The sequence below is a fragment of the Qingshengfaniella alkalisoli genome, assembly GCF_007855645.1.
GTDB lineage: Bacteria > Pseudomonadota > Alphaproteobacteria > Rhodobacterales > Rhodobacteraceae > Qingshengfaniella > Qingshengfaniella alkalisoli.
Map to the genome: position 1 here is coordinate 196,488 of NZ_CP042265.1, position 11,719 is coordinate 208,206.

General features: G+C 57.4%; 10 protein-coding genes. 3 read left to right on the forward strand and 7 right to left on the reverse strand.

Going from position 1 to position 11,719, the window contains the following annotated elements; all coding sequences use genetic code 11:
• Window positions 1-208 precede the first annotated feature (208 nt).
• The 3 genes from mutT to FPZ52_RS17425 are packed head-to-tail and all read right to left on the reverse strand — an operon-like array spanning window position 209 to window position 2,847.
• Window positions 209-607 carry an 8-oxo-dGTP diphosphatase MutT gene (gene mutT, locus FPZ52_RS17415; RefSeq protein WP_146366872.1) on the reverse strand — a complete coding sequence of 133 codons (399 nt, stop codon included), beginning with the start codon at window positions 605-607 and terminating at the stop codon, window positions 209-211.
• Window positions 604-1,938 (reverse strand): bifunctional glutamate N-acetyltransferase/amino-acid acetyltransferase ArgJ, encoded by a 1,335-nt coding sequence (gene argJ, locus FPZ52_RS17420; RefSeq protein WP_146366873.1) that lies wholly within the window; start codon window positions 1,936-1,938, stop codon window positions 604-606. The genes mutT and argJ overlap by 4 nt, the downstream gene beginning before the upstream one ends.
• A 9-nt stretch (window positions 1,939-1,947) precedes the next feature.
• Complete coding sequence (locus FPZ52_RS17425) at window positions 1,948-2,847, reverse strand: peptidylprolyl isomerase (protein ID WP_240804545.1); 900 nt, start codon at window positions 2,845-2,847, stop codon at window positions 1,948-1,950.
• A gap of 133 nt (window positions 2,848-2,980) precedes the next feature.
• Between FPZ52_RS17425 and secA the strand changes: the two genes are divergently transcribed.
• Together secA and FPZ52_RS17435 are read left to right on the forward strand one after the other, a co-directional pair.
• Window positions 2,981-5,692 (forward strand): preprotein translocase subunit SecA, encoded by a 2,712-nt coding sequence (gene secA / locus FPZ52_RS17430; RefSeq protein ID WP_146366874.1) that lies wholly within the window; start codon window positions 2,981-2,983, stop codon window positions 5,690-5,692.
• The gene (locus tag FPZ52_RS17435) at window positions 5,671-6,291 is read left to right on the forward strand and encodes a hypothetical protein (protein WP_146366875.1); all 621 of its coding nucleotides are present in this window, start codon (window positions 5,671-5,673) and stop codon (window positions 6,289-6,291) included. Before secA ends, FPZ52_RS17435 begins: the two co-directional genes overlap by 22 nt.
• Here the strand turns inward: FPZ52_RS17435 and radC are convergent.
• The 3 genes from radC to dnaK form a co-directional block, all read right to left on the reverse strand.
• Window positions 6,288-7,049: a RadC family protein gene (radC, locus tag FPZ52_RS17440; RefSeq protein ID WP_146366876.1), complete on the reverse strand. Its 762-nt coding sequence runs from the start codon at window positions 7,047-7,049 to the stop codon at window positions 6,288-6,290. The two genes, FPZ52_RS17435 and radC, sit on opposite strands and share 4 nt — an antisense overlap.
• A gap of 85 nt (window positions 7,050-7,134) precedes the next feature.
• The gene (gene dnaJ / locus FPZ52_RS17445) at window positions 7,135-8,286 is read right to left on the reverse strand and encodes a molecular chaperone DnaJ (protein ID WP_146366877.1); all 1,152 of its coding nucleotides are present in this window, start codon (window positions 8,284-8,286) and stop codon (window positions 7,135-7,137) included.
• A 72-nt stretch (window positions 8,287-8,358) separates the two neighbouring features.
• On the reverse strand, window positions 8,359-10,278 hold the full coding sequence (gene dnaK / locus FPZ52_RS17450; RefSeq protein ID WP_146366878.1) for a molecular chaperone DnaK: 1,920 nt from the start codon (window positions 10,276-10,278) through the stop codon (window positions 8,359-8,361).
• Window positions 10,279-10,437: 159 nt separating this feature from the next.
• Between dnaK and FPZ52_RS17455 the strand changes: the two genes are divergently transcribed.
• Complete coding sequence (locus FPZ52_RS17455) at window positions 10,438-11,058, forward strand: alpha-ketoglutarate-dependent dioxygenase AlkB (protein WP_420851736.1); 621 nt, start codon at window positions 10,438-10,440, stop codon at window positions 11,056-11,058.
• A 124-nt stretch (window positions 11,059-11,182) separates the two neighbouring features.
• Here FPZ52_RS17455 and FPZ52_RS17460 read toward each other — a convergent pair whose 3' ends face one another.
• The gene (locus FPZ52_RS17460) at window positions 11,183-11,698 is read right to left on the reverse strand and encodes an SH3 domain-containing protein (protein ID WP_146366879.1); all 516 of its coding nucleotides are present in this window, start codon (window positions 11,696-11,698) and stop codon (window positions 11,183-11,185) included.
• Between the last annotated feature and the right edge of the window lie 21 nt (window positions 11,699-11,719).

Genomic DNA, 11,719 nt, shown 5'->3' on the forward strand with positions numbered 1-11,719 from the left:
GTCACATACAGCGCCCACCTTATGGATATCATCGCTGCTTATGGTCTGTTGGTCATCTCATTTTTCTACTTGCCTAGTCATTAGGCACCGATTCGCGGTGAATGGCCAATTTCAAACTTTACGTGGGCAAAAAAACGCCGAACAAGGCTGTCTTAAGGCCAAGTTTCATACAATATGGACCTCCGAGTGATTGGAGAGGCACCATAGGTCAAACCCAATCTCGGATAAATGGAATCAAGGGAATGTCCGCCGCCGGCATCTCATAGTCGCGGAGCCGGTTTGGCCGAACCCAATCCAGCGCCTGCCCTTCCCGGGACTGTACGATTCCTTCCCATTTGCGACAAATGAAGACGGGCATCAGCAAGTGGAAATCGTCGTAACTGTGAGACGCGAAGGTGAGGGGAGCCAGACAACTGTCCCACGTCTCTATCCCAAGCTCTTCGTGCAGTTCACGGATAAGTGCGGCCTCGGGCGTTTCATCGGTCTCAACTTTACCGCCTGGAAACTCCCACAACCCCGCCATGGATTTTCCTTCTGGGCGTTGAGCAAGGAGCACACGCCCGTCACGGTCGACGAGAACAACAGCGGCAACGAGGATCGTCTTCATGACCGATAATCCGCGTTGATGGAAATATAACCGTGGGTCAGATCGCAGGTCCACACTGTGTCGCTGGCTTCGCCGAGGCCGAGGTCCACGTGGATCACGATCTCGTCTGCCCTCATACACGCGACGCCGTCTTCCTCCCGGTAGCTTTCGGCGACCCAGCCATTCTCGGCGACCAATATGTCACCAAAGCGGATGCTCAGCAGATCCCTGTCAGCCTTGGCCCCGGATTTACCGACGGCCATCACTATGCGACCCCAGTTGGGATCTTCTCCAGCAGCGGCGGTCTTGACCAGAGGCGAATTAGCGATGGCTAAAGCGCATCGCCGGGCGTCTTCCGGGCTATCGGCACCGGTGACGGTGACCTCAATAAACTTGGTGGCACCTTCGCCGTCGCGTACAACCTGATGCGACAGGTCGCGCATCACCTTGTGCAGGGCGTCGGAGAAGGCAGCTTCATTGGCGCTACCTGCCACAATGTCATCCCCCGTCTGACCCGTAGCGGCAACCAGAAGCGTGTCGGAGGTCGAGGTGTCGCTATCCACCGTGATTGCGTTGAAGGTTCGGTCTGTCAGTCTGCGCAAAATGGATTGCAGCAGCGCTGTGTCGATCTTCGCGTCGGTGAAAATATAGACCAGCATGGTGCCCATGTCGGGCGCGACCATGCCGGATCCTTTGGCAATACCCGCGATGCGGATTGTGTCCTCGCCCAGTTTGGCCTCTGTTGCCGTGCCTTTGGGAAAGGTGTCTGTCGTCATGATCGCGTGGGCAGCGTCGGAGATGGCGGTGTCAGACAAGGCTTTGGTCAGCTCGTCCAAAACACTCGTGATGCGCTCATGCGGGAGCGGTTCGCCAATTACACCAGTTGACGATGAAAAGACACGCGATTGAGGGATATTCAGGCGGGTTGCGACAGCTTGGGTGATCTCCTGCACAGATTTCTGGCCCGCGCCTCCGGTGAAGGCGTTGGAATTGCCGGAGTTCACGATGATCGCGGCACCATTACGCAGATCGGGCGTCATCGCCAGCTTTTCTTCGCAGTCCAGAACCGGGGCGGAGCGCGTGGCGGAGCGCGTGGTGACGCCTGCGATCGTCGTGCCAGTGCACAGTCTGGCCAGCATGACGTCAGTCCGACCGCGATACCTGACGCCTGCGGCGACAGATGCGAACTCTACACCCGGAATCACGGGAAGATCGGGAAAGCCTCCTTTGGGTGCCAGCGGGGAGACGGCGACCCCGGACTCATCCGGGGTCTCGTTTTTCAGCGCGCGCAGTTGTGCCTGCGCCCGTGCCAGTTTCCGGCGCAGACGCCGGACTTCCAAATCAGCGCGCATAGTATTACCTTATTCGTCGAACAGGTCGCCAGCTGTCAGAAAGCTCGGATCAATCTCTTCCGCAGTAGCGCGGTCGATTTCGGAGCCATCGGTCAGTTCATTCAGGTGCGCTTCGACAGCTTCCTGCTGAATCTGACCGGCCAGTTCGCCGCGAACTTCTTCCAGCGTCGGCGCATCAGCCATGCGGGTTTCGGTCAGTTTGATGACGTGCCAGCCGAACTGGGTTTCGATCGGATCGGACACTTGACCTGGTGCCATCGCCATGACGGCCTGTTCGAATTCCGGCACCATCATGCCCTCGGAGAACCAGCCAAGCTCGCCGCCATTCGGGCCGGATGGGCCAGTCGAGTTTTCACGAGCCAATTCTGCGAAATCCGCGCCTTCATCGAGCTGTGTCTTAAGATCAGCCGCTTCTTCCTCGGTCTCGACCAGAATGTGAGACGCGGAGTATTCCTTCGTCGGCTCCGCATCTGCGTAGGCTTCGTCATATTTCTGCTGAATGGCTTCATCCGTCACGGCGGCAGAGACCACATCTTCAAGAGCGGCGGATGCCAGAACGGCGCGTTCTTCGTTCTTAAGAGCGGCTTTCGTCTGCGGGTCGGGAGAATCAACCTGTTGGGCCAGGAGGGTTTGCTGAATGACCTGATCCAGAAGGCCCGAGAACAGCGCATCCGGCGGCACTTGCTGATACTGTTGCGGCAACTGTGCGCGGATCAGAAGCAGTTGGCCAGCCGTAATTTCATCGCCATTGACGGTAGCCAGTACGGTATCTGCGGTGACGGTGTCCTGCGCTGCGACTTGTCCGGCCAGTCCAAAAGAGAAGACGGGCGCGAGCAAGAGCGTTGAGCGGATCTGCATCATGTATTCCTTGTGTTTGGCCGCACCGATCGGGCGACGTTGACAGTCCAAGACCCGCCCCTTACATCGCCTACTGATCAATGTAACAAGACCGGCCCTTGGCTCGTTACTTATTGCGCGGGGCAGATGTCGGCAAGGTGCGCTTTCTCACGATCGGGTCAGAGGCGCGGCAACGGAGAACACAGTGCTGGGTATCGGAACACTTGCGAAGAAGGTCTTCGGGACGCCGAATGACCGAAAAGTCAAATCGATCCGCCCCCTGGTTCAGAAAATCAACGACTTGGAACCCGAATTTCAGTCCCTTGATGATGAAGGGCTGAAAGCCAAGACGGCTGAACTACAGCAACGGGCGCAAAATGGCGAAAGCCTTGAAGACCTGCTTCCGGAGGCATTTGCCAATTGTCGGGAAGCCGCCCATCGGGCGCTGGGGTTGCGCGCTTTCGATGTGCAGCTCATCGGCGGCATTTTTATGCACCGCGGCAACATCGCCGAAATGAAGACAGGCGAAGGCAAGACGCTTGTCGCGACGTTCCCTGCCTATCTCAATGCGCTGACTGGCAAGGGCGTGCATATCGTCACGGTGAACGATTATCTTGCCAAGCGTGACGCTGAATGGATGAGCAAGGTCTATGCGGCGCTGGGGATGAGCACGGGCGTCGTTTACCCGCAGCAGCCCGAGACCGAGAAGAAAGAGGCATACGCCGCCGACATCACATACGCCACGAACAATGAGCTGGGCTTCGACTACCTGCGCGACAACATGAAAGCCGATCTGGCCCAAATGGCACAGCGCGGGCACAACTTCGCGATCGTGGATGAGGTCGACTCGATCCTGATCGATGAAGCCCGCACACCACTGATCATTTCCGGTCCTGCTCAGGACCGGTCAGAGCTTTATAAGGCCGTCGACACGTTCATCCCCGAACTGACGGAAGAGCACTACGAGCTGGATGAGAAAACCCGTAACGTGACTTTCACCGAAGACGGGAACGAGTTCATCGAGCAACGCCTCTCTGCCTCCGGCCATTTGCCGGAAGGTCAGACACTTTACGATCCCGAATCCACGACGCTTGTCCACCATGTGACCCAGGCGCTGAAGGCTCACAAGCTGTTCCAGAAGGACAAGGACTACATTGTCCGCGATGGGCAGGTTGTTCTGATCGATGAATTCACGGGCCGTATGATGGCCGGGCGGCGCTTGTCTGACGGGCTGCATCAGGCGATCGAGGCCAAGGAGGATGTCGCGATCCAACCCGAGAACGTGACGCTCGCATCCGTGACGTTCCAGAATTACTTCCGACTTTATAATAAGCTGGCCGGTATGACTGGCACAGCTGCAACGGAAGCCGAGGAATTCGCGGAAATATACGGGCTCGGTGTGGTAGAAATTCCGACGAACCGGCCAATCGCACGGAAAGACGAACACGACCAAGTCTATCGCACCGCCAAGGAAAAATTCGAAGCGATCGTGCAGGAGATCAAGGACGCCAACGCAAAAGGCCAACCTGTTCTTGTTGGTACGACGTCCATCGAGAAATCCGAGTTCCTTTCCGAGATGCTCAAGCAGGCGGGCGTGACGCATAACGTGCTGAATGCACGCCAGCACGAGCAGGAGGCCCAGATCGTCGCTGACGCAGGCAAGCCCGGTGCCGTCACGATTGCGACGAACATGGCGGGTCGAGGGACCGACATTCAGCTCGGTGGCAATGTCGAGATGCATGTGCTTGAAGCCCTCAAGGAAACACCCGACGCCGATCCCGAAGAACTTCGTGAGAAATTTACCGCGCAAGTCGCGGAAGCCAAGCAGAAGGTGCTAGAATCCGGCGGCCTGTTCGTTCTGGCCACGGAGCGGCACGAATCTCGACGGATCGACAACCAACTCCGGGGGCGGTCCGGCCGCCAGGGTGATCCGGGGCGTTCGTCCTTCTTCCTGTCGCTTGACGATGATTTGATGCGGATTTTCGGATCCGAGCGGCTCGACAACATGCTTCAGAAGCTTGGCATGAAGGAAGGTGAGGCGATCGTTCACCCTTGGGTGAACAAGTCACTGGAAAAGGCACAAGCCAAGGTCGAGGGCCGCAACTTCGATATTCGGAAACAGCTGCTGAAATTCGACGATGTCATGAACGACCAGCGTAAGGCGATCTTTAGCCAACGTATGGAGATCATGGAATCGGAGGACATCAGCGACATCGCGCAGGACATGCGCCATCAGGTCGTTGACGATCTGGTGGACGAATTCATCCCGCCGAAGACCTATGCAGATCAATGGGATGCCCAAGGCCTCTACGCCGCCGCGATCGAGAAGCTGGGTATTGATGTGCCGGTACTGGAGTGGGTCGACGAAGAAGGCGTTGACGATCAAGTCATCCGAGAGCGGTTGTACAAGGCCTCTGACGAGTTGATGGCCAAGAAGACCGCCGATTTCGGTCCGGAGAATATGCGCAATATTGAAAAGCAGGTGTTGCTGCAGACGATTGACGGAAAATGGCGCGAACATCTTGTAACACTTGAACATTTGCGTTCGGTTGTCGGGTTCCGTGGCTACGCGCAGCGCGATCCGCTGAACGAATACAAGACGGAGTCTTTCGAACTGTTCGAACGCCTGCTGAACGGGCTCCGTGAGGAAGTGACGCAGAAGTTGTCGCAGATCCGCCCGATCAGCGAAGAAGAGCGCGAAGCGATGATGCGCCAGTTCATGGAACAGCAGCGCGCGCTTCAGAAACCTGTCCAGGATCACGCGCAAGCCCGCGCGGCGGGTGAGGCGACGCCGGGCGAGATGGCTGAAGGCTTCGACGAGAACGATCAAACGACTTGGGGTAGTCCCGGACGGAACGATCCATGCCCCTGCGGCTCCGGCAAGAAGTTCAAGCATTGTCACGGTCAATTGGGCTAATCCTTGGCGCGCTGGGTCTTATCGGCCCAGCCGCGTTTGCGCAGGAACTTTGCCCGGAAACGCTGAGCGTTCAACATGATCAGGTGACAGGGATTGCCCTGTTGTCGGTTAGTTCGCCTTGCCGTCCTTATACTCCTGTTGAAATCATGCTTGGCCCGTTCGTGATCAGCGAGGAAACCTCTGACAGGGGGGGAGTGCAGGTGCCGCTTCCGCTGGTAGAAGGGGTATCAGAGGTGCGTGCGCGTTTCGAAGATTCGGTGCTTGGTATGCCGTTGCCGTTGATCGAAAATTACCCGGCTTTTGTTGCATTCGATTGGGACACAGCGCCGGGTTTCGGCTTTGATCTGGTCGCCGGCTTGGCAGTTTTTGAGACTGTCGCGGGCTTTGTTGCCAGCGAAGACGCACCGAGGCTGCAAATCGCTGTGTTTTCACCCGATCACGACCTGTCCAGCGTTCCTGTGAAAATTTTGCCGAAGCAGTGTGGGCGTATGGCCGAAGGGCGGTTGATTACATCCAGACAGCCAGAGCCGCAGCCACTTCGTGCTCAACTGCCCGAATGTGACGAGACCATTCGGCTGGATCTACCGCTTGGCGGCTAAAGATAGCCTGCGGATCGAAAGCTGAGTTCCGAAGACTTTCCGATGATGATGTGATCATGCAGGGACAGCCCCAGGACCTCTGCTGCTTCCTGAACGCGTATGGTCATAGCGATGTCTGCGTCCGACGGAGTAGGATCGCCGGAAGGGTGATTGTGAACTAGGATCAGTGACGAGGCATTCATCGCCAGAGCGCGTTTGACAATTTCACGGGGATAGACCGGCACATGATCCACTGTGCCACGTGCCTGCTCCTCGTCCGCAATCAGTACGTTCTTGCGATCCAGATACAACACCCGGAACTGTTCTGTTTCTAGATGTGACATTGCGGTGTGGCAGTAGTTCAACACGGCGTCCCAGCTAGAGATCACGGGCTTTTGCATCACCTTGGATCGCGCCATGCGATGTGTAGCGGCTTCAACCAGCTTGAGTTCCAGGATTACCGCATCGCCCACGCCGCGGACGGCCATAAGGCGGTCTCGCGGCGCGGCGAGTACACGTGCAAAGTCACCAAACTCTTGGAGAAGCCGGTGCGACACGGGTTTCACATCGCAATTGGGAATCGCGCGGATCAGGATCAGTTCGAGGACTTCATTGTCCGGCATGGATTGTGCGCCGCTGTCAAGAAAGCGGCGTTGAAGGCGAAGGCGGTGTTCCTTGATGTCGGAGGGGACGCGGGTTCCGCGCGAGCCGGTGATGAACAATTCCTGCCCCTCGAAGAGGGGAAAAAACGGTTCAGAAAATTCACCATGTTCAGCCATAGGCCGACGCTGCGCGAATTGGTTAAATTTTGTGTTAACTGCGGTAGAGAATGAACGCCCGCGCTGCGAAAACGCGGGCGTTATATCAGTTCTTCATCCCGTCCCAGAAATTCTTCACCTTGGAGAAGAAGTTGGACGAATGCGGATTGTTGTCCTTAGACAGTTCCTCGAATTCTTGCAGCAGCTCTTTCTGGCGTGCTGAAAGATTTACGGGTGTTTCCACCGCGATTTCGATAAACATGTCCCCATGGCTGGCTCCACGCAGAGCGGGCATGCCCTTGCCGCGCAAACGCATCTGACGGCCGGACTGGCTGCCTGCGGGGATTTTGACGCGGGATCGACCGCCGTCGATCGTAGGCACTTCGATGTCGCCGCCCAACGCCGCAGTGGTCATCGACACCGGAACGCGACATTGCAAATTCACTCCATCGCGCTGGAACAGGCTGTGTTCCTGAACCTCGATGAAGATGTACAGATCACCCGATGGCCCGCCGCGCATACCTGCTTCGCCTTCGCCGGACAAGCGAATGCGTGTGCCCGTTTCGACACCTGCGGGAATGTTGACCGAAAGGGCACGGTCTTTCTCGACGCGACCCTGACCATGACAGGTCTTACACGGATTCTTGATGATCTGCCCAAGTCCTGCACAGGTCGGGCAGGATCGTTCGACCGTGAAAAAGCCTTGTTGTGCTCGGACTTTACCCATTCCGGAACAGGTAGGGCAGGTAACTGGTTCTGCACCACCTTCTGCACCGCTGCCGTGGCAATCGTCGCATTCAACGGCCGTCGGTACGTTGATAGTTTTATGAAGCCCACGATAGGCGTCTTCGAGTGTGATTCTCAGATTGTATCGCAGATCCGAGCCGCGCGCGGCCCGTTGTCGGCCACCACCTCGGCCACCGCCACCCATGAAGTCACCGAACAGGTCATCGAAAACATCGGAAAAGGCGGAGGCAAAGTCACCCTGACCGCCCGCGCCGGGATGCCCGCGGCCGCCGCCGCCCATACCGCCTTCGAAAGCAGCGTGACCGAAGCGATCATAGGCTGCTTTCTTTTCGCCGTCCTTGAGAACCTCATAGGCCTCGTTGGCTTCCTTGAACTTGGTTTCCGCATCCGGATTGTCCGCATTGCGATCAGGATGAAATTCTTTGGCCTTTTTCCGGTAGGCCTTTTTGATTTCATCCGCAGAGGCACCTTTGGGTACCCCCAAAACGTCGTAGTAATCTCTTTTTGCCATTGGCGCGTGTCCCCCAGGAAACGCGAAGGTCGGCCCCGGCTGGCGAGGCCGACCTCAGCATCTCAGACGCGCTTACGAGGCGCGCTTGTTATCGTCCAGATCCTCGAAATCGGCGTCAACGATGTCGTCATCGACGCTGCTTGGCGCGTCAGGGTCTTCGTCCGGCGCTTCTTCGCCAGCCTCTTCCTGCTGCGACTTGTAGATCGCTTCGCCGAGCTTCATCGAAGCTTCCATCACATTCTGGATGCCCGACTTGATTTTCTCGGCGTTACCGTCTTCGAGCGTTTCTTCCAATGCACTGACCGCAAGCTCGATCGCTTCCACGGTGGTCGGGTCCACCTTGTCGCCATGGTCTTCGATCGACTTTTTGGTCGAATGGATCAGGCTTTCGGCCTGATTCTTGGCTTCGACCAGCTCGCGGCGATCCTTGTCGGCCTCTGCGTTTGCTTCGGCGTCGCGGACCATTTGATCGATCTCGTCGTCGGTTAGGCCACCGGACGCCTGAATGGTGATCTTCTGTTCGCGACCCGTGCCCTTGTCTTTCGCCCCAACGGATACGATGCCGTCAGCGTTGATATCAAAGGTCACTTCAATCTGAGGCAGACCACGTGGCGCCGGCGGGATCTCTTCCAGATTGAACTGGCCGAGGATCTTGTTGTCGGCAGCCATCTCACGCTCGCCTTGGAAAACGCGAATGGTCACGGCATTCTGGTTGTCTTCGGCAGTCGAGAAGATTTGCGATTTCTTGGTCGGAATCGTCGTGTTACGGTCGATCAGGCGGGTAAAAACACCGCCCAGCGTCTCGATGCCCAGCGACAGCGGCGTAACGTCCAGAAGAACAACGTCTTTCACGTCACCCTGCAGAACGCCGGCCTGAATGGCTGCACCCATTGCGACCACTTCGTCCGGGTTTACGCCTTTATGCGGCTCTTTGCCGAAGAACTTGGTTACTTCTTCTACAACCTTGGGCATGCGGGTCATACCGCCGACCAGGACGACCTCGTCGATTTCGCCCGTTGAGATGCCCGCGTCTTTCAGCGCAGCCTGGCACGGCTTGATTGACTTCTTGATGAGGTCGCCGACCAGGCTTTCCAGCTTCGCACGCGTCAGTTTCATGACCATATGCAGCGGTGCGCCGTCGGACCCCATTGAGATGAACGGCTGGTTGATCTCAGTCTGGCTGGAGGAGCTGAGCTCGATCTTCGCTTTTTCAGCGGCTTCCTTCAGACGCTGCAGGGCCATCTTGTCTTTGGTCAGATCGACGCCGTGCTCTTTTTTGAACTCGTCGGCTAGATAGTTGACGATCCGCATGTCGAAGTCTTCGCCGCCGAGGAACGTGTCCCCGTTGGTCGATTTCACTTCGAACAGGCCGTCGTCAATTTCCAGAATGGTCACGTCGAAGGTGCCGCCGCCAAGGTCGTAGACGGCAATCGTCTTCGCTTCCTTCTTGTCCAGACCGTAAGCCAACGCGGCAGCTGTCGGCTCGTTGATGATCCGCAGCACCTCGAGACCGGCAATCTTACCGGCGTCTTTCGTGGCTTGACGCTGAGCGTCGTTGAAATAGGCCGGAACGGTGATCACAGCCTGTGTAACCTCATCGCCGAGATAGGATTCGGCTGTTTCCTTCATCTTTTGAAGGATGAACGCAGAGATTTGGGACGGCGAATACTTCTCACCACGCGCTTCAACCCAAGCGTCGCCGTTGCCGCCGTCAATAATGGCGTAAGGGACAAGTTTCTTGTCCTTTTCGACTTCCGGATCTGTGGTACGGCGGCCGATCAGACGTTTAACGGCGAAGACTGTGTTGTCGGGGTTGGTGACGGCCTGACGCTTTGCAGGCTGACCAACGAGACGTTCGTTTTCGGTAAACGCAACAATCGATGGTGTCGTGCGCGTGCCTTCGGCGTTTTCGATAACGCGGGCTTGCGAGCCGTCCATAATTGCGACGCAGGAGTTCGTGGTTCCCAGGTCGATACCGATGACTTTTGCCATAGTGTATACCTTCTTCCTTGGCGATTTGAGGGGGCGGCCCGGTCGCGGCGCCGATCCCCGATCCCTAAAATTTGGCCGGGCGAACCCGACAGCTTGGAGCGTATATAAGGAGGGGGTATTCCCCCTGCAAGCGGATGGATAGGACGTAAGTTTTGAAAAATGGCAAAGAATGAAACGGATGTGCAGCGACTCGACGTGAACGGCGCGCTTTTGATGCCCGGATTCCTGGATGAGGCGATGCAGAGACAAATTCTCGAAGATGTCCGACAGATCACGCGGCTTGCACCGCTGTATGCCCCGATGACGCGACGAGGGCCGATGTCGGTCAGGATGACGTCGGCTGGTGCGTTTGGCTGGGTGACGGATCGCAAGGGGTACCGCTACGAGTCCCGCCACCCACAGGGCACGGAATGGCCGCCGATTCCTGCCTCAATCCTCAAGGTCTGGGACGAGGTGAGCGGAGCGAATCGACCGCCGGAATGTTGTCTGGTGAACTTCTACGGCGAGGGCGCACGGATGGGGTTGCATCAGGACAAGGACGAGGCGGACTTTTCGCAGCCGGTTCTGTCGATCTCGTTGGGGGATGACGGGCTGTTCCGTGTGGGTGGTGTTGAGCGCGGTGGGCGAACAAAATCGGCGTGGCTGCATTCCGGGGATGTCGTGGTGCTCAGGGATGAAGCGCGTCTCGCTTATCACGGGGTGGATCGCATTCGGTTCGGAACTTCGCCGCTGTTGAACCAGAGCGGGCGCCTCAACCTGACACTCAGGGTGGTGACCTGAACTTACGGCCCATGTAAACTGCAGCAACCGGAGTAGAAGGTCGGGGTCTCGGCAGTTTCCAGTATCAGGCGCAGGGAAAACCCGTATTCTCGGTTGCTCATTCCGTCCGTGCACATTTCGCGGTTCAGGAACATTTGGCCCGAACCTGCATCGTTGACAGGATCGCGGCCATTTCCCGATCTGTTCGACCTGCTGGCGCAGATTGCCAGACGATTGAAAATCCTTGGGTCGGGTCGGGCATCCTTTCGAATTCGGCTTGATCGTGGCGAGGGATGTGCAGGCTCCAGAAGGGTTCAGTTCCGTTGCAACGAAGGCGGACAGGAATCATGTTGTCGGGTTGCACGGGTTGGGGTGCCAGATACCGGACTGCCACCCAGCCGGATTGTTCAGGCAGACCAACACGGGCCCATTTGCGGTCCTTGGAAAGCCGGAGTACCTCGACATCTGTTCGGTCCGGCGGAAGACTGCCGATGATGTCAGCCCTAGAGTTTGGGGCCGCGCGAATGTTCAGCTCGTCGTCACTAGCAACGTCCGTGATATCAAACAGTGCAGGGTATTCGTCGGGCAGGCCTGCGATGCTTCCGCCAGCCTGACATAGGAAGATCAAACAGCCTGTGGTGAGCATCAACAGCCGACGCATGCCTATTCCTCCCCCAACCGA

Bases quoted from the DNA above. Each gene is read 5' to 3' on its own strand.
- dnaJ (WP_146366877.1), bottom strand. From the start codon at position 8,286: ATGGCAAAAAGAGATTACTACGACGTTTTGGGGGTACCCAAAGGTGCC.
- FPZ52_RS17455 (WP_420851736.1), top strand. From the start codon at position 10,438: ATGGCAAAGAATGAAACGGATGTGCAGCGACTCGACGTGAACGGCGCG.
- dnaK (WP_146366878.1), bottom strand. From the start codon at position 10,278: ATGGCAAAAGTCATCGGTATCGACCTGGGAACCACGAACTCCTGCGTC.
- radC (WP_146366876.1), bottom strand. From the start codon at position 7,049: ATGGCTGAACATGGTGAATTTTCTGAACCGTTTTTTCCCCTCTTCGAG.
- FPZ52_RS17460 (WP_146366879.1), bottom strand. From the start codon at position 11,698: ATGCGTCGGCTGTTGATGCTCACCACAGGCTGTTTGATCTTCCTATGT.
- argJ (WP_146366873.1), bottom strand. From the start codon at position 1,938: ATGCGCGCTGATTTGGAAGTCCGGCGTCTGCGCCGGAAACTGGCACGG.
- mutT (WP_146366872.1), bottom strand. From the start codon at position 607: ATGAAGACGATCCTCGTTGCCGCTGTTGTTCTCGTCGACCGTGACGGG.